This is a genomic window from Sphingobacterium sp. UBA7038 (assembly GCF_002494055.1).
Taxonomy (GTDB): Bacteria; Bacteroidota; Bacteroidia; order Sphingobacteriales; family Sphingobacteriaceae; genus Sphingobacterium; species Sphingobacterium multivorum.
Genome location: NZ_DLAV01000004.1, coordinates 21196 through 39523, shown reverse-complemented (window position 1 = coordinate 39523; position 18328 = coordinate 21196). Strand labels below are relative to the sequence as shown.

Genomic DNA, 18328 nt, shown 5'->3' with positions numbered 1-18328 from the left:
AGATGATACAGCCATTAGCTTATATTCATCCGGATGCAAAAATTGCTAAAAATGTGGTCATCGAGCCATTTGTAACCATTTATAAAGATGTCGTCATTGGCGAAGGCACTTGGATAGGATCAAATGTGACGATCATGGATGGAGCTCGAATTGGAAAAAACTGTAAAATATATCCCGGTGCAGTAATCTCTGGCGAACCTCAAGATTTAAAATTTGATGGTGAGATTACGACAGCCGAAATTGGAGACAATACAACCATTCGTGAGTGTGTAACAATCAATAGAGGAACTAAGGATAGGTATAGAACGGTCATTGGAAAAAATTGTTTGATCCAAGCGTATAGTCATGTTGCACATGATTGTGAAGTAGGTGATAATTGTGTTTTTTCGAACAACAGTACACTTGCTGGACATATTACAGTAGGCGATTATGTTGTACTTGCTGGGATGGTCGCTGTTCACCAATTTGTTAAAATTGGTTCGCATGCATTTGTTACCGGTGGTTCATTGGTACGTAAGGATATTCCACCTTTTGTTAAGGCCGCACGTGAACCGATTTCTTATGCGGGTATTAATTCTGTTGGATTGAGAAGAAGAGGATTTTCGGAAGAGCAAATTGCCGAGATTCAGAATCTTTATCGCATTCTTTTTGTTCAAAACAGAAATCTGGCTAAAGCAATAGAAATTATAGAAGCTGAATATCAGGCAACGGAAATCCGTGATGAAATTTTGGATTTTATTCGAAACTCAGGCCGGGGTATCATGAAAGGATTCAATAATAGAGCGATGTAGTCGCTTTGTCGATTCTAGTGAATTTGAAAATTACATTAAAAGATATTGGTAGGAGGTATAACAATGAATGGATTTTTAGGCATATAAACTATACCTTCGAGTCCGGCAAGAGTTATGCCATCCTTGGCCATAATGGTTCCGGAAAGTCCACTTTCTTAAAAGTGCTTTCAAGTAGTTTGACACCCTCAGCGGGTGAACTGATCTACACCGATGGAGACCAAGTCCTGGGTGTGGATACGATATATCAGCAGCTGTCTCTCGCAGCTCCTTATGTTGAACTGATCGAGGAATTTACCTTAAACGAGCTGATTGATTTTCATTTTAAATTTAAAAATTATCTTCCTTCTTTTGATAAAGCAACTGTTGTAAAGCTATTGGGATTGGAACTTGCGCTTGACAGAGAGATCCGTTTTTTTTCATCAGGTATGCGTCAACGTGTCAAGCTAGCGCTAGCTTGTTGTTCTGCATCTGCCTTGGTTTTGTTGGATGAGCCTACAAGTAATTTGGATAGTGCGGGTGAACAATGGTATCTTCGTTTAATTGAGCGTACAAAATTGGAGTCTAGATTGTTTATCGTCTGTTCGAACCAAAAAAAAGAGTATGAATTCTGCGATGAAAGTATTTCTATAGTCGATTTTAAGCCTTAGGGAGATCAACAATTTGTTGCTATCACATCGAAAATAGGCGAAAAGTTCTTGTCCTGTATTAAAAATAGCTACTTTCAATAAAACCGTCAAGACTGTATCATCATGAGCAGCTACAAAAGTGAACTGAAGGTTCTCTCCGGCCAATAAAAACAAACAGGTTCAGAAAAAAAGTAGCGAATGAAATTTTAATAACACAATTAGTTTTTGTACTTTTGACGACTCAATAATGAGATAACCGTTTAAAGTTCAATTCAAAGAATGGCTAAGGCATCAGAGGTAAAATCAGGAAATATCTTAAGATTTAACGGAGAATTAGTATCCGTAGAAGAATATATACACCGTACACCAGGTAATTTACGCGCGTTTTATCAAGCGAGAATGCGTAATGTTAAAACTGGTAAGTTAGTTGAATACCGTTTTAGAGTTGACGAATCTGTAGAAATAGCGCGTGTAGAAACTAGCGATTATCAGTATTTGTATGAGGATGGAGATTTCTTCGTGGTAATGGATAACAATACCTACGAGCAATTCAATATTCCTAAATTTTTGTTCGGTGATTCAGCTCGTTTCTTGAAAGAGGGAATGACTGTAATTATTGCTTTTGAAAGTGATGAGCCTATCATGGCAGAAGCTCCAAAAAGTGTTGAGTTGGAAATTACATATACTGAACCGGCTGTAAAAGGAGATACTTCTACAAATGCATTGAAAAAAGCAACTGTAGAGACTGGTGTTGAAATTATGGTGCCGTTGTTCATTAATCAAGGTGAGAAAGTAAGAGTTGATACGCAAACAGGTAATTATATCGAGCGCGTAAAATAATACAAAGATTTTAGGTTTAGGTTGATTATTCGGTCTTGTTAGCGCTCGCTACAAGGCCGTTTTTTTTTACAAAAGTTTCAACTGAGTTGAGCATACGGTTTTCGATTCAGAATAAGAATTTCTAATGGCTTTTGAAGATCAAATAAAAATTGAATTGGGAGGAATGCTATTTTTGATTAATCGTGGCATAAGTGGTAGACTTAAATGGGGATTTTGGTGAAGAAGGGAAATAAAATTTAAAAATAACTATTGTACAAATGAAATCGAAACAAGAATTACGGCTTGAGTATAAAACTAAGCGTTGTCAATTGTCTGTAGAGACAGAAACTACGCTCAATGAACGACTACTTTCGCAGTTTACAAAGCTTGATCTGTCGGAGGTCGAATTTTTGCATATTTTCATTCCCATAGGGAAATATCACGAACCCAATACATATTTAATAATCAACTATATTCAAGAATCTTTTCCACAGATAAAGATCGTCGTTTCGCGATCTAATTTTGAGGACTATTCGATGCAACATTTCATATTGGATGAGCATACCCTATTTGAGACGAACAACTGGGGTATTCCTGAGCCAGTATCCGGCATTAAGGTGAATTCATCGCTTATTGATATGATTATAGTTCCTTTGTTAATTTTTGATCTTTTGGGCTACAGAGTAGGTTACGGAAAAGGGTTTTACGACCGTTTTTTCGCGTCCTGTAAAGTTGATGTGCAGCGTGTTGGACTATCTTTTTTTGATCCAATTGATGTTATTGCGGATAAAAATGAATACGATGTCCAATTGACGCAGGCCATTACGCCAGATCATATTTATCATTTTTTTGATAAGTAGTTGGTTGATTTTGTCGCATGCTGATTTAATTAAAATTATTTTTTATTTTTATTGCGAAATTCAATGCCTGCGCCGATATGTTTCGATATCTTCTATTTTTTCTTTTCCTAGCAATCATACCTTGTCATGTGGTCTATGGGATGGATTTAATGGATTCCAATTCCTCGATAGAAGAGAAGAACTTTTACGAAACAATTATAAAAGAATCAGCGCAGTATCAATCCTCCAGTCTGTCATTGAGTAAATATCTTGCACCCTATTTTAGTCAGGCGGTACGAAAAAATGATAAGGCGCTTTTGGCAATCTATTATTGTTTACTGGCGGATCAGTCGTTTAATGATGAAGGTACAAGAAATAACTTTAGTGATAAATACTATTTAAAAGCGCTGGACCTTGAAGAAGGCTATAGCTACCAAAATGTACGCGTTTGGGTAAAAGTGATGTATGGCTTTTACCTATATCGATGCCTGAAAGCCTCTGAGGCATTACCTTTTATTTTGGAAGGGGAGAAAGGATTAGAAGATGTACCTAAAGAACTTGTTTTAGACCTAACTCAAACGTACAAGAAGCTTGGCTATTTTTTTGGAACCTTAGGTGATTATATTTCTGGAATTAAATATCTGGATTTAGGGCAACGACAAGAACAAATTTCGCCGAGATTGAAAGCTGAAATCTTAGACAATTTAGGTGTATTGACGCTGAAAAGTGGTGGTGATACCTTGCAGGCGATGAAAATTTTTGAATTGGCGCAGACGTTGGCACTTTCAGAAAATGACTCATTACGCTACGCGAAGATTTTAGGTAATCAGGCTGCTGTGTTCGAAGGGATGAAGGACTACCATAAAGCCTTATTGCTCCTCGATAAGGATATTGAGATCTCAAGATCACTTGGTAATGATAGAAATACAATTTTCGCCTTAATGATGCGAATTCGTTTAGATATAGCGAATAAGGAAACGAAAGATGTCCGTCCTATGATTGCGGAAGCTGAATCGCTTTTGTCAGGCTCGGATGATAAGAAGACCATACTTGAACTGGAAATTCACAAGTTGAATTTGGCCATGCAAAGTAACGATATCGGTCGTGAGCTGAATGCACGAAGACGGATAGAACGCCTCCAAGACTCCCTACGCTTTTTAGATGGTGATCCAGTATTGACCCAGTTGAAGTTTATGGCCGATAAGCAAAAGTATGCCGATAAGTTATCGCTGGCGCAAGCTGTTATTAAGAAAAAGCAAGCTGAGAGACGATTATGGGTCATAATAAGTTTGTTGGTACTGGTGGTATTCTTTTTTATTTATAATGCGGTTCGATACCGTGCGAGAAAACGTATACGTGACTATGAATATCAGCTTCTTAATTTAAAGTATACAAAAGCGGAATTGGACAGGGAACTGGTGAGCTCTAAAAGCCAGGTGGAAGAGTACGTCGCTTACCTTAAGCGGAATAATGAACAGATCAATGTGCTTTCTGCTATGCTTGAGGAAAAAGGGAATGTTGTTGAAAAAGATCGTGAGGAACTAAAAATATTGTTGCAGTCACATCTCATCACCGAAGAGAAATGGCAGGAATTTAAATTATTGATTGTAAAAGAGTTTCCCAATTTACTGCAGGATATACAATCCAGATTTCGCGATATAACGGAATCCAATTTGAGGGTAATTGTACTTATGAAACTGGGGTTAAATAATAAGGAAGTAGCCAATGTATTGGGGGTCACTCCAGACGCCATAAAAAAATCTATGCAGCGCTTGAAAAAGAAGCTTGGAGATCAAGCTGGGGTGCTTATGGATTACATTTCCGACAAAGAGTTTGTTTAATGTCGATCATCGGTTGGCCGAGGGGCCTTTTGGATGCCAAGTTGAGATCGTATTGTGGTCGACTTCGACCTGTATGCAGGGTGAGTCTACAGTGAGTCCACGTTGAGTCTACCTTTTTAAGTGCTTTCATTGTGCTGGTACGTTTTTTACAAGTTGGGAGCAGGCAGAACATAAGGCGAATTTGGCTATAAGGTATTTGCAAAAAAGACCCTTGAAAATTGCAAGATTGAAAATCCTCGTTTGACTGCTATTTGTAAATCACTAAAAATCAAGCTGATGTTTGGTTTTCAGGCTTTCCCTTAGTAAATTGAAGTATGGGAGTCAATGATAATGGATTTATCAGGGGGCTGGTTGGTCCTCTCGTAAATAGAAAAGTTGGTGACAAAAATTATGTTCAGAGTAGGCCAAAACCTGTCAAACAAAAGGAAGATACAAAAAAAGCAGGGCGGGAGTTTGGAACGGTGAGCCGTGCCGGTGCACTGATTCGAACGTATCTTAGTGAAATCCATCAGCAGCTCCACGATGGGCAGATGGGCAATCGCCTTAATAGGCAGATCTACCGTGCGATAAAGACAAATCTTGATCGCGAAAAAGGCAGTCGAACACTGAGTAACTGTGTACTGGATCGCTTGGTAAATTTTCAATTCAATGAAAACTGTCCAACACAGGACTATCTTTTTATCGATCCTGCCATTTCACTGAGCAAAAAGAAATAACTGAAGGTATCTTTTCCGGAGTTTGATATGAAAAGAGCCATGATCCTTCCTAAAAGATGTAATGCCATTGTATTCAAATTTCAAGCATTCGCATTCAATTTTGATCAACTTAAATCTGTCGTCATTCAAGACACGGAATGGGAATATGATGTGAAGTATAAAGAGAACATCATACCGGAAAAATCCTTGTCCATAGCATGTGGCGATTTTGTAGGCAGTTCTATTTTTGTTGGCTTTACTATTTTGTATCTGGCGAAGGATCGTCGTCGGCCAAATATACTCAACGAGAAGGATTTTAATCCAGCTTCGATTCTAACTGCTTTTCAGCTTGAATGATGTGGTTGGAAGGATTCGAAAGAAGGGATGTCGAAGGACTCGTACTGCCAAAAATATGACCGTCTTAGTTTTTAAGACGGTCATATAACGTTAAGCTAAGTATTATGCTTTGTTGCCGCACAATAGGCTACTGTTTAATCCAAGGGATTTTCTTTTAGATTTTTTTCCCATGCCCAGGCAGAAGCCATCATTTCATCAATACCAAGTGCTGCTTTCCAATGCAACTGATTAGCTGATTTAGTAACGTCGCCATAAACCTTGATAATATCTCCATCACGACGTGGACCAAATTCGTAATTCAGTTTTTGTCCAGAAGCTTTCTCAAAAGCTTTGATCGCTTCAAGGACAGAATACCCGTTTCCTGTTCCCACATTAAAGACATCGTATTTTCCGTTGGGGTTGCCTTGTTCCAACAATCTGATTGCTGCAACGTGAGCTTTTGCTAAGTCAACAACATGGATGTAGTCGCGGATACAAGATCCATCCGGTGTGTCGTAATCAGAGCCAAATACCGTTAATTTTTCTCTTTTTCCAATGGCAGTTTGTGTGATAAATGGAAGCAGATTCTGAGGAACACCGTTTGGTAATTCACCGATCAAAGCCGACTCATGTGCACCTACTGGGTTGAAATAACGGAGTGCGATAATGTTGTAGTTATCATATGCAGCGGCAGTCTCCTGTAAAATTTCTTCCGCAATTTGTTTTGTGTTGCCATAAGGAGAGGTGGCCTTCTTCACGGGAGCACTTTCGTCGACAGGTAAATAGTCTGGCTCACCATATACGGTACAGCTTGAAGAAAAGACAAAATTAATCGGCTTATTTTGATATGCTTCTAATAAGTTGATTAACGAGAAAAAATTGTTGTGGTAATATTTTAAGGGCTTCTGTACAGATTCACCTACAGCTTTAGAGGCCGCAAAATGGATAATGCCCGAGATATCGGTATTGTTTTTTACAAATTCATTCACGCGGTCTGTGTCACAAAGGTCAAACTGGTGAAATTCAGGTCTAACGCCGATGATCTTCTCAACCTGATCCAAAATTTTGATGTTTGAATTGGACAGATCATCCACGATGACAGGCACATATCCTGCTTGATGTAGTTCGACCACTGTGTGCGAACCGATATAACCTGTTCCTCCTGTGACTAATATTTTTTTGTTCATTATTGTTGATTATAGTAAGTAAAGTCTTTATGTGATAAGGTATTCAAAGGGATCTTTTTGTAAAATGCTATGGTTTTTTTCAATCCTGTTTTTCGATCTATTTGAGGTTCCCAGGCTAATTTAGATTTCGCCAGGCCAATATCCGGTTTCCGTTGTTTTGGATCATCAACCGGCAATGGTTCGTAGACGATTTTACTCGAGCTGTCTGTCAATTCGACAATTTCATGGGCCAATTGCAGCAAGCTGATTTCGTTCGGATTACCAATATTTATCGGTGTGACACATGCCGAATGCAGTAGGCGATAAATGCCTTCGATCTGATCGTCAATATAACAGAATGATCGTGTTTGCGAACCATCCCCAAAAATCGTAATGTCTTCCCCCCGAATCGCTTGTGCGATAAAGGTAGGAATAGCGCGGCCATCATTGAGGCGCATTCTAGAACCAAAGGTGTTAAATATCCTGACAATACGGGTATCCAGACCATGTGCATTATGATAGGCCATTGTTATTGCCTCCTGGAAACGCTTCGCTTCATCGTATACACCGCGAGGTCCAACGGGATTTACATTGCCCCAGTAGTCCTCGGATTGTGGCGAAACAAGTGGATCGCCATAAACCTCAGAGGTGGAGGCGACTAATATGCGTGCTTGTTTGGCGCGTGCAAGGCCCAAGAGATTATGTGTTCCCAAAGATCCGACTTTCAATGTTTGTATCGGAATTTTAAGATAATCAACGGGACTGGCTGGCGAAGCGAAATGCAAGATATAATCCAAGTGTCCGGGAACGTGGACAAATTTCGATACATCGTGATGATAGAAGTCGAAATTTTCCAACTTAAATAGATGTGCTATATTCTGTAGATCTCCGGTAATCAGGTTGTCCATTCCAATGACATCGTAATCTTCCGCAATAAAGCGATCGCAAAGGTGAGAACCGAGGAAGCCAGCTGCTCCTGTTATCAAAATCCGTTTGCGATGTTTATTTTCCACTCAATGGTTCCGTTTAATGAAATGGGTTTAATATCTTTGACTAAGATAAACATTATTTTAAAAACATGCGTTTGCTTTATTCAATTGGAATCTTTCTTTATGGACTCTTACTGCGTATTTTGGCTCCTTTTCACGCCAAAGCCAAGCTTATGGTAGAGGGGCGAAAAGACTGGTATTCGAGGATGAAACAAACGGTTGATTCTTCCCAAAAACATATTTGGTTTCACTTTGCATCATTGGGCGAATTTGAGCAGGGAAGACCTGTCCTGGAAGCGGTGAAAAATAATTATTTGGATCATAAAATAATTGTAACATTTTACTCTCCCTCTGGTTACGAAATCAGAAAAAACACCGCTTTGGCCGATTATGTTTTTTATCTCCCCTATGATACTGCTCAGCATGCACGGCTTTTTCTCGACCTGATCAATCCAAGTTTCGCTGTGTTCACGAAATATGAATATTGGTATTATTTTTTTGAAGGCCTACATAAACGGGGCATTCCCTTGTTTCTGATCTCAGCAATATTTAGACCCGATCAGATCTTTTTTCAGGCTTATGGTACTTTTTTTCTGAAAATTTTAAGTTTTGTGACTTACTTCTTTGTGCAAAATGAAGAAAGTGTACGTCTTTTGAAAGAATATGGGATACGGAATGCTGGGTTAGCCGGAGATACACGTTTTGACCGCGTGGTAGACATTCCTAAAAATAGAAAAATGATTTCCGAGATCAGCCAATTTGTTGGTGAAAGTCCGACGCTTGTCGCAGGAAGTACCTGGCCGGAAGATGAACAGGCTCTACAGGAATTGCTTCAGGGTTATTCAGACTATAAGCTGATCTTGGCGCCACATGAAATCAATGAATCACATTTGGCGAGCATTTTTAACCTTTGGCCGAAGGCGCTCCGCTTTTCGGAGATGGCTAGCTACGATGCCGCATTAGTTGCCGATTCAAAGGTGCTGGTTATCGATAACATTGGTATGCTTTCGTCTTTGTATGGCTATGGCCAACTGGCTTATATTGGTGGTGGTTTTGGCGTAGGGATACATAACACACTCGAGGCTGCAACGTATGGCATACCGGTGCTATTTGGTCCAAATTTCAAGAAGTTTCAGGAGGCGAAAGAGCTCGTGCAAAATGGATCCGGTTTCGCCATTGGTAGTGCTAAAGAACTAAAGAAAATCTTTGCTGTTCTACAAGATCAGGCTGTCCGTCAAGAGGCGGGAAAACTGGCCCGTGCGTATGTGCTGCAGAAGGCCGGAGCAACAGCAATTATAATGAAATACCTCAAAAGCAATTCCGTGAAAATATAAGCGGTAGCTGTACTGCCGCCGCCTATATTCTGCAGGTTACGCGTGGTTTCTTATTCTTGATGCTTGACTGCCTCCTAATAATAGGTATATCTTCTTACACCGGTAATGTGACGCGATAAGCGCATCACCTGATGGGAATATCCGTATTCATTGTCGTACCAGACATATAAAATAACATTCCTGCCATCTCCCGAAACGATCGTCGCTGGAGCATCCACGATTGCGGTGGCAGTGGAACCAATAATATCCGAAGAAACGAGTTCATGATCTTTAGAAAATTTAATCTGTTCGACCAGGTCACCCTGCAGAGATGCCTCTTTTAAAAGTGCATTGATTTCGTCGACCGTAGTTTTGGCTTTAATTTCGAGATTTAAAATTGCCAATGATCCGTTTGGCACGGGAACGCGAATGGCATTGGAGGTCAGTTTGCCCTTTAGCGATGGCAATACTTTTGAAACAGCAGCGCCCGCTCCAGTTTCTGTGATCACCATATTGAGCGCCGCAGCACGACCCCGTCTGGACTTTTTGTGCATATTGTCGACAAGATTCTGGTCGTTGGTATAGGAATGTATGGTTTCGATATGTCCTTTTTCAATGCCTATTTTATTTTCAAGCACCGCCAAAATAGGGGATATTGCATTCGTCGTACAGGAAGCAGCGGAAAAGATCGCATGCTTTTGCAAGTCAATATTATTTTCATTGACTGCATATACGATATTTGGAACACCTTTCCCCGGTGCTGTTAATAAAACTTGGGCGACACCCTTGGATTGCAGGTGACGACTTAGTTCTTGCTCATCTCGAAAAGCGCCCGTATTGTCGACGACCAAAGCATGCTGTATTCCATACTCGGTATAATCGATATCTTCTGGCTGTTTGGCTGAGATAAGGTGGACAGTGATACCATTGATAATAAGTGCCTGATTAGGAATGTCGGCCTGTATGTCGCCCTCGAATGCACCATGTATGGAATCTGTTTTTAATAGTGTCGCTCTTTTCAATATGGACTTGCTGTCATTGGCGTCCCGGGTTACAATGGCACGAAGGCGAAGCTGCTGTCCGGCACCGGCTTTATGCATAAGCTCTCGGGCGAGTAAACGGCCGATACGGCCAAATCCATAAAGAACAACATCGCGTGGTTTTAATTCCGCTTGTTGATTGATGTCCTTTAATTCATTTGTTATAAAACTCGGCAGGTCGTTGTTGTCAATTGCCTGTTTCTTGACCTGTAAGGTAAGTTTTCCGATATCGATACGTGCAGGAGATAGGGTGAGCTTTTCCAATTCCTGTGCCACCTGAAGAGTGTCAAAAATATCGAATGGCTCTTCGGTAAGGAGGACGCTTTCCTTGACCAGGTTAAGAATTGAACTCGATTTTACATCAATGAGTTGATTTCGAAAAAATACAAGTTCAATAGCGCGGTTATACCACAGGTTACTGACAATTTGAATTAAGCTTACGGCAGCGTTTTGTTGCTCTCTGTAACTTTTGATCTCTAAGTCAAAAGATGGCTTGTGTGACATAATAATGTTATAATAGATTATGTTGCAAACATAGCACAAAGAGCCAAAAAAAATAACCTATATTTTTATTTTCGTAATATTTAAAACATAAACACGGTTGTTATTATTGTTTTTGTAATTTTTATCTATTTTATTTATTAATCTTCTATAACAAATAGGTCGGACATAATATGATCGGCCATTAATTTACCTGCATCCGTTAAACGTAATTTACTTTCTTCCAAAACAAGATTGCCCTCTTCCAGAAATGGCTCTGCATCCTTCAATACGCGGTTTTTGATAGATTGCCCGAATTTACTTTCCAGCGCAATCAAATCGAGCCCCCACATGGTTCTCAGCGAAGTCATGATACTTTCGTTGATTTGGTCCAATGTTGAAAGCTCCTCAATTTGCAGGGGAAGTTGGTTTGAATTGATTGCGGTCATATATTTCGCGTTGTTGGAAACATTCCAGGCTCTGGAAATTCCATTGAACGAATGTGCCGAAGGGCCTATACCAAGATAATGTTTACCTTTCCAATAATTTGTATTGTGACGCGCATAAAGGCCATTTTTTGCAAAATTGGAAATTTCATATTGTTCATATCCCGCAGCTTTCAATGTATGGATAAGGAGACTCATCTGATCTGCGGCCTGATCCGAATCAATTGCTGGACTTAAGCCTTTTTTAATGAAGTGATCCAATGCTGTCTTATTTTCTACAGTCATGGAATACGAAGAAATATGGGGAATTTCAAAGTCAATCAGCTGTTGCATATTGTGGCGCCATTTCTCGTCAGTCAGTAACGGATAGCCATAAATAAGATCACAGGTAATATTTTCAAAGCCCGCATCTTGCACCCGCATAATTGAAGCCAGTGCTTCTTGTTGATTATGTGCTCTGTTCATCCATTTAAGATCCTCTTCAAAGAAAGACTGTATGCCTATGCTGAATCGATTGATTACTGTATTCCGTAGACTGTTTACTTTGGCGGCATTTAAATCGTCGGGATTAGCTTCCAGTGTAATTTCAGCATGATTTGCGATGTCAAAATGCTTCCCTATCGTATCGATGATCTGGGCGATCTCATCCGCTTCCAGTAAGGAAGGGGTACCGCCACCAAAATAGATCGATTCGACCTTTTTGTCTTCCAAATAGGATGCCCTGAGTTCAATTTCCCGTCGTATGGCATTGATCATCTCACTTTTGTATTGTAGTGAAGTGCTAAAATGGAAGTCACAATAATGACAAGCCTGTTTACAGAAGGGAATATGGACATAAATCATGGGGACAAATATACCAAGACCTGACCAAATCGCTCCTTATTTTTTCTTCTTTCGAGTATGCATACCTGAAATCTTTTCTAGACTTATGCCTAGATGCAAGAGGAATTTATAGGTTTAACTATTTCCGGTAGCCACTAGCCGAATAAATTCCGGGTAAGATAGCTGTTGGACTTTTCCGCAGTTCATTAAAGGATTTAAAAAGAAAGTGCAATAGGATGGAAGAATCATCCACAAGAAGGTTGACAACGAGCTGGTTATTCGTTATCTTGTTGTCGATATTTTTGTAGAAGTACCAATATAACACCTCATGTCTGATGAAGGAAAGTGAATTCAAGAGTTTCTTTCTAAAAAATTGTGGGTATCAGCCTCGTGTAAATTATTTCATGGGAGCCGATCAAATAGATTAGAAAACGAATTATTTTCTTCTAATAAAAGTAAAATGTATGAAAACCTCCCGTCGAGACTTTCTAAAAAACGTTGCCGGTGTTTCCGGCCTCTTCCTGTTTTCAAACCATGGATATGCGTTTGGGGCTATTCCTAAAGACTTTTTTAATAATCAGGACTCTTTTATCGATCGGTTGTTACCGGCACCAAAAGGCGGCGGATTTGCGATGAAAGATTATTGGATTTGGGATCCTTCGGTTATAAAAGGAGAGGATGGACGATATCATATGTTTGCTTCGCGTTGGAGCAAACAATATGGTTTTGGTAATTGGGTCACAAACTCAGAAGTCGTCAGGGCTATTTCAGATACCCCTGAAGGGCCATACGAATTTGTTGAAGTTGTTTTGCCCGCTCGGGGGAAGCAATATTTTGATGGTTGTACAACACACAATCCGCGCATTGTAAAAAGCGGTGACTATTATGTACTTTATTACTTTGGCAATAATTATGATGAGCCAACTCCTGCTTTTACAGAAAATGTATGGGAGTCGGGCCTAGGCCAGAAAGCCTGGATGCATAAACGTATTGGGATGGCCTATTCCAGATCAATTGCAGGGCCATGGAAACGAGTTGATCAACCGATTCTGAATCCGCGGAAAGGAGAATGGGATGCCTCCATTACATCAAACCCTTCGCCAGTTGTCTTACCGAACGGAAAGGTTTATTTAGTGTATAAATCTTCCCCACTAAATTATAATCCGCCACTTCTATTGGGAGCTGCACAAGCAGATTCTTTTCTCGGACCTTATCGCCGTTTGTCGGAAAAACCCATTTTTTCATTCCATACGGACCAAAACCATGAAAATGATGTAGAAGATCCATTTGTGTGGCATAATGGTCAGCAGTTTGAACTTATTATGAAGGACCGTTACGGAAAGATCTGCGGTGAAGAGGGGGGCGGGATACACGCTTATTCGAAAGATGGTATAGATTGGCATCTTTCAAAGTCTGTAAAAGCTTATTCTAAAACAATTCAATGGGATGACGGCACAACGAGTCATCAGGCCAATTTTGAACGACCGTTTTTATTATTTGAAAATGGGAAACCTACGCATTTGTTTGCTGCTACGGGAGATGGTTCGGCGCCCTATCAATTTGAACGCACATGGAATATGGTTATTCCTCTTAAGAATACCTAATTCAGGTTAGGTGATTAGAAAAAAAGCTTCCAAACCAGGTATATGTGAAGTGGTTTGGAAGCTTTTTTTGCCCCGATCTGTTCAGATAATGGGAATCTACGAGTTATTTGCTAAAACTGTTGTTTGCCGATTCTACATCCGCTAAGCGTAGTGAAGGATCAATAGTTACCGCTTTTGGTGTTTTCGACACATGGATAGTATAGTCGGGTTTGGTCCAAAACCAATCTTCAAGCACGGTCCTTTTAACACCTTTGTATATGTCAAAATGTTCTTCCGGTTTTTCTCCCCGCATTTCACGCAAAGGAATATAAAATAGTTCTTTACTTCCATCTGTGTATTCTACCAGAACATCCAGTGGCATGGCAAAATTTGACTTATTAGCCAATAAAATGTCGGTGTCTGTTACTTTTTCGATGGCGTAATCAATTTGACGTGTTGTATTGATAAACAGATTGAAATACCATTTTAAGTTTATACCGGAAACCTCTTCAGCAACGCGTTTAAAATCATTTGGTGTCGGATGTTTAAATTTCCAGATGTCATAAAATTTCAGGAAGGTTTTTTCCAAATTTTCCTGACCAATAATATAACCCAACTGTTCTGCAAGCACGGCACCTTTGTTGTATGCTTCGTTGCTGTAGCCGTAGTTGGTGTTATAATAATCTGCCAGTAAGCTCATCGGTTCTTCTTTACCTGAAAGAGCCAATTTATAGTAGCCACGGTAGGCGGCAATTTGTGGGTTGGAGGCAATAGCACCTCTTTTTTCAAAGATATGTTGCATGGCCAACTCTTCGACATAGGAGGTGAAACCTTCATCAAACCATTCATCTACGGTTTCATTGATCCCAAACAATTGTTGGTACCAGGAGTGTGCCGATTCATGGAATATGACACCAACAAGACTTTTTAGATTGCGGCCGCCTGTGATCAGAGTAGCTGTGCCATACTCCATACCACCATCGCCACCCTGAATGATGGTATAAGTTGGCCATGGATATTTACCAAACTTCGCACTACAGAAGTCAAAGAATTCGGTAGAAAGGCCTATTGCCGTTTTCCAATTTGAAATAACTTCTTTGTCAGTTGGCAAGAATACGGTATATACTTTTATACCATTTTTACTTGAAGCGGAATCCACAACAAATTTGGGGTCTGCGGCCCAGACAAAATCATGGATATTTTGGGCTCTATAGTGCCAGGTCGCTTTATTGTCGATGGCTTTTACTTTCGCTTTCTGTTGATAACCTTTGACCTCTGATGGGTTTTGAAGAACACCTGAGGCACCAACAACATAATTTTTATTGAGGTGTATGGTGACGTCAAAATTGCCAAAAGGAGCAATAAATTCACGACCTGTATATTCATCCAAATGCCAGCCGAATTCATCGAATTGGGCCATCTTCGGATACCATTGCGCCATAGATAATGCTACACCTTCGGCAGAATTCCGGCCAGTTCTTCTGATTTGTTCCGGAACTTGTGCGGTCCACTCCATATCAAAACGTGCTGTTTCGCCATCTTGGATAGGAGTTGGTAAAGCGACCTCCAAGATCGTTCCGTCAATTTTAAATGATGCGTTAGCCCCATTCATTGTTAAGCTTTTGATTTTTTGATAACCAATTTGATTGGTCTTAAGCTCTCCGATGCGGCTTTGATATACCGGCTTTTCTTTTGTGCCAAGGTTGGTCACCATGCGCTTGTCTGGATCACTGATGTTTTTTAAGCGGTAATCCATCATCGATCCTGGTTGAAAAGCATTGAAATATAGATGGAAATATACTTTTTTAAGTGATTGCCCTGAATTATTGCTGTACTTCAAGGTCATTTTTCCATCGTACTGATATGCTTTTTCATCCACGTTGACATCCATATGGTAGTCAACTTTCTGTTGCCAGAATCCTTTTCTTTGGGCCTTCGCTACTGCCCCCCAAATATTCAATACACATGCAAGTGTAAAAAAGGATATTATTTTGATTTTCATGCCCCAAACTTACAAAATTGTCTCAATAAATGGCACTTAAACGAATGTAACGAAGTTAATGTCATCAAATCTTGACGAAAGTTGACTGTTCTTTGGGAATTGGCTTGGTTTTGGTTAGGGAATTTAACTGTTAAGTTAAAAATCAATTTTACTGTTTTTATGGAAAATCTATATTATAAGCCCTCGGGAAAGGCTCCTGCTTTGGCATTTATCGGATCTCTTGTGCTAGGAACAATCAGTGCCGTTGTATTGGCAATTGTTTACATCGCTTTGCAGTGGTTTATCCCTATTATTTATTTTAATGTATTTATTACATTGGGATTTGGTGCTGGGATATTCTATTTGCTGAATTTCTGTTTCAAAAAATGGAAATTAAGAAATAAGGGCATTGCACTATTGATTACTTTGCTAGTCGCGCTTTTAGCCTTTTATGCGCAATGGGCTCTTTTCGTTTCGCTGATGTACAATGCGGAGGGAACCATGGGCGGAGATACCTGGGTAAAATCATCTTTCAATCTGGAAGGGTTCAAAGCCTTTTTCTTACACCCTTCATTTATTTGGGAAGCGATGCAAGGTTTAAACGAAGTCGGTACCTTTACCTTGAAAAAGAGCCCGGTTTCGGGTGGTATGTTGTGGGCCGTTTGGGCGATTGAGATGGGTATTATTCTGATTACGCCGCTTATTATGGCTTTCCGCGGTATTACTATTTATCCTTTTTCTGAAAAAGACGAAGTATGGATGAATAAGCGGACATTGCCCGGAAGGTTGAAATTCGTGGCGGATAAAGATGCCGTCGTAAGCTCCTTGGGGAATCATGATTTTGCCTATGTGTATGATCATCTTTCAGATGAAGAAGAGCATTTCTCTTTTGCCACGGCCGAATTATATGGATCTGAAACGGACGACCATCAGTATCTGACCATCTATAATCATCAGTTTACGGAAAAGAAAGGCAAGATGGAAGAGAAGAAGGATGAGGTTATCGAATTTTTGCGGATCAATAGAAATAGTCTATAAACGAAATATACTGCCGAGTTGAGTTGCTCCTTATCATGCATTGGCAGCTCAAATTCGATGGTATCGTTTGGTTCTCTAAAAAAAGATCCCAGGAATGTTTATTCTGGGATCTTTTTCTTAAGGTTATTGCACCAAAGTTCCGCCCTTTGATTTCCATTCATTGATGGAAGGACTGTAAATTTTGACGTCCTTAATACCGTTTTTTGCCAATATGGATGCTGCTATTGTTGCGCGGTCTCCAGACTGACAGTGCAGGTACAGCTGTTTGTTTTGGTCAATTTTGTGGAGATTGTCTGCAATTGTACCGACAAAGATATGAGTAGCATGAGGTAAATGCCCCTCTGCAAACTCACTAGAATTGCGTACATCAAGTATTTGGATATCGGATCTGCCCAATACACTATTCATCTCTTCGAAACCGATGAGTTGCTGGTGCTCCAATGCAATTCCCAAATGCGGGATCGTATCTGGCGTAACATATCCAGCGACTTGATCCAATCCAATGCGCATAAGCTTGCGGGCAATGTCGTCCAATTGACTTTCCGCTACAATGAGTATAAACGGATCTGTGTAATTAAGGATCCAGCCAGCCCAGGTATTAAATGTTTTGTTGTTCTGAATATTGATGCTATTGGGGAGATACCCTTTGGCAAAATCAAACTTGTAGCGTGTATCAATGACGGTTGTTCCTTGCTGGTATAAATCCAGAAAAGTTTCGTTCGTTAACTTGTTGTACTGAGGAACTGCCGTTTGCAATGGCCGCGCTATTTTGTTGAGTTTTTTCATCATGGCAAAATAGCGTGGCGGTTCGGGCTGTCCTGATAATAGTTCTTCCACGAAGGCTGTTTCGTTGTTTTGGTATTGAAGTGCCCAATTGCGTATTTTTTCATAACCAACCGTTGAACTCGGAACGGCGCCCAGCGCCTTTCCACAAGCGGATCCGGCCCCATGCGCGGGCCATACCTGAATATGATCAGGTAGCGTCAGGAAATGTTGTAACGATCGGTACATTTGGTGGGCCCCAATTTCCTTGGTTCCGACCATTCCCGCTGCATTTTCCAACAGATCTGGGCGTCCGATATCGCCAACAAACACAAAGTCACCTGTAAATAGCATGACCGGCTCCATGGTTGCAGGCGTATCAATCAATACAAAACTGATACTCTCGGGCGTATGTCCGGGTGTATGGATAACCTGGAAAATCAGATTTCCAACGTGAAATTGATCGCCATGTTTTAATCCAATATGTGGGAATTCATAGTGCCAATCTTCTCCACCTTCATCGGATAGATAAGGTTTGGCGCCTGTCAATGCGGCTAACTCTAGCGTACCTGAAAGGTAGTCGGCATGGATATGTGTTTCCGCAATATGCGTTATGGTCAGATTATTCTTTTGTGCAATCTCAAGATAGCTGTCTACATCTCTTTTAGGGTCAATGACAATAGCGACACCCTTGGCTTGACAACCAATGATATAACTTGAATGTGCTAAAGATGACTCAAAAATGTGTTGAAAAAACATAG

Annotated in this window: 17 protein-coding genes; 10 read left to right on the top strand and 7 right to left on the bottom strand. The window is 40.3% G+C overall.

Annotation, left to right across the window (positions count from 1 at the left end):
- Nucleotides 1-2 precede the first annotated feature (2 nt).
- The 7 genes from lpxA to B3H30_RS00760 all read left to right on the top strand — a co-directional run bounded on the left by lpxA (nt 3) and on the right by B3H30_RS00760 (nt 5968).
- Nucleotides 3-791 (top strand): acyl-ACP--UDP-N-acetylglucosamine O-acyltransferase, encoded by a 789-nt coding sequence (lpxA, locus tag B3H30_RS00790; protein ID WP_070561692.1) that lies wholly within the window; start codon nt 3-5, stop codon nt 789-791.
- A 17-nt stretch (nt 792-808) separates the two neighbouring features.
- Nucleotides 809-1438 (top strand): ABC transporter ATP-binding protein, encoded by a 630-nt coding sequence (locus B3H30_RS00785; protein WP_312128732.1) that lies wholly within the window; start codon nt 809-811, stop codon nt 1436-1438.
- Between the two features lie 258 nt (nt 1439-1696).
- Nucleotides 1697-2257, top strand: a complete 561-nt coding sequence (gene efp, locus B3H30_RS00780) for an elongation factor P (protein WP_046674772.1) — start codon at nt 1697-1699, stop codon at nt 2255-2257.
- A 257-nt stretch (nt 2258-2514) separates the two neighbouring features.
- Complete coding sequence (locus B3H30_RS00775) at nt 2515-3096, top strand: 5-formyltetrahydrofolate cyclo-ligase (protein WP_070561690.1); 582 nt, start codon at nt 2515-2517, stop codon at nt 3094-3096.
- 77 nt (nt 3097-3173) lie between these two features.
- Nucleotides 3174-4916: a helix-turn-helix transcriptional regulator gene (locus B3H30_RS00770; RefSeq protein ID WP_139144890.1), complete on the top strand. Its 1743-nt coding sequence runs from the start codon at nt 3174-3176 to the stop codon at nt 4914-4916.
- A gap of 314 nt (nt 4917-5230) precedes the next feature.
- A complete protein-coding gene (locus tag B3H30_RS00765) occupies nt 5231-5632 on the top strand; it encodes a hypothetical protein (RefSeq protein WP_070561686.1) in 402 nt (133 codons plus the stop codon).
- Between the two features lie 27 nt (nt 5633-5659).
- The gene (locus B3H30_RS00760) at nt 5660-5968 is read left to right on the top strand and encodes a hypothetical protein (protein WP_070561684.1); all 309 of its coding nucleotides are present in this window, start codon (nt 5660-5662) and stop codon (nt 5966-5968) included.
- 134 nt (nt 5969-6102) lie between these two features.
- Here B3H30_RS00760 and galE read toward each other — a convergent pair whose 3' ends face one another.
- The gene (gene galE, locus B3H30_RS00755; protein ID WP_046674775.1) at nt 6103-7134 is read right to left on the bottom strand and encodes a UDP-glucose 4-epimerase GalE; all 1032 of its coding nucleotides are present in this window, start codon (nt 7132-7134) and stop codon (nt 6103-6105) included.
- Nucleotides 7134-8126 (bottom strand): UDP-glucuronic acid decarboxylase family protein, encoded by a 993-nt coding sequence (locus tag B3H30_RS00750; RefSeq protein ID WP_070561682.1) that lies wholly within the window; start codon nt 8124-8126, stop codon nt 7134-7136. Before B3H30_RS00750 ends, galE begins: the two co-directional genes overlap by 1 nt.
- Before the next feature lie 65 nt (nt 8127-8191).
- On the opposite strand from B3H30_RS00750, the gene B3H30_RS00745 reads away from it, so the two are divergent.
- A complete protein-coding gene (locus B3H30_RS00745) occupies nt 8192-9436 on the top strand; it encodes a 3-deoxy-D-manno-octulosonic acid transferase (protein WP_070561680.1) in 1245 nt (414 codons plus the stop codon).
- Between the two features lie 74 nt (nt 9437-9510).
- Here the strand turns inward: B3H30_RS00745 and B3H30_RS00740 are convergent, their stop codons facing one another.
- The 3 genes from B3H30_RS00740 to B3H30_RS00730 form a co-directional block, all read right to left on the bottom strand.
- Nucleotides 9511-10959, bottom strand: coding sequence for a glyceraldehyde-3-phosphate dehydrogenase (locus B3H30_RS00740; protein ID WP_070561678.1), 1449 nt, complete (start codon nt 10957-10959; stop codon nt 9511-9513).
- 137 nt (nt 10960-11096) lie between these two features.
- Nucleotides 11097-12224 carry a radical SAM family heme chaperone HemW gene (gene hemW / locus B3H30_RS00735; protein ID WP_083295784.1) on the bottom strand — a complete coding sequence of 376 codons (1128 nt, stop codon included), beginning with the start codon at nt 12222-12224 and terminating at the stop codon, nt 11097-11099.
- 118 nt (nt 12225-12342) lie between these two features.
- Complete coding sequence (locus B3H30_RS00730; protein ID WP_112373971.1) at nt 12343-12558, bottom strand: hypothetical protein; 216 nt, start codon at nt 12556-12558, stop codon at nt 12343-12345.
- 109 nt (nt 12559-12667) lie between these two features.
- Here B3H30_RS00730 and B3H30_RS00725 point away from each other — a divergent pair, with 109 nt between their 5' ends.
- Nucleotides 12668-13807 carry a glycoside hydrolase family protein gene (locus tag B3H30_RS00725; protein WP_217493508.1) on the top strand — a complete coding sequence of 380 codons (1140 nt, stop codon included), beginning with the start codon at nt 12668-12670 and terminating at the stop codon, nt 13805-13807.
- A 103-nt stretch (nt 13808-13910) separates the two neighbouring features.
- Here B3H30_RS00725 and B3H30_RS00720 read toward each other — a convergent pair whose 3' ends face one another.
- Nucleotides 13911-15788: a M1 family metallopeptidase gene (locus B3H30_RS00720; RefSeq protein ID WP_070561674.1), complete on the bottom strand. Its 1878-nt coding sequence runs from the start codon at nt 15786-15788 to the stop codon at nt 13911-13913.
- Nucleotides 15789-15947: 159 nt separating this feature from the next.
- On the opposite strand from B3H30_RS00720, the gene B3H30_RS00715 reads away from it, so the two are divergent.
- The gene (locus tag B3H30_RS00715) at nt 15948-16805 is read left to right on the top strand and encodes a hypothetical protein (protein WP_070561672.1); all 858 of its coding nucleotides are present in this window, start codon (nt 15948-15950) and stop codon (nt 16803-16805) included.
- A gap of 123 nt (nt 16806-16928) precedes the next feature.
- On the opposite strand, the gene B3H30_RS00710 is transcribed toward B3H30_RS00715, so the two are convergent.
- Nucleotides 16929-18326, bottom strand: a complete 1398-nt coding sequence (locus B3H30_RS00710; protein ID WP_070561670.1) for an MBL fold metallo-hydrolase — start codon at nt 18324-18326, stop codon at nt 16929-16931.
- Between the last annotated feature and the right edge of the window lie 2 nt (nt 18327-18328).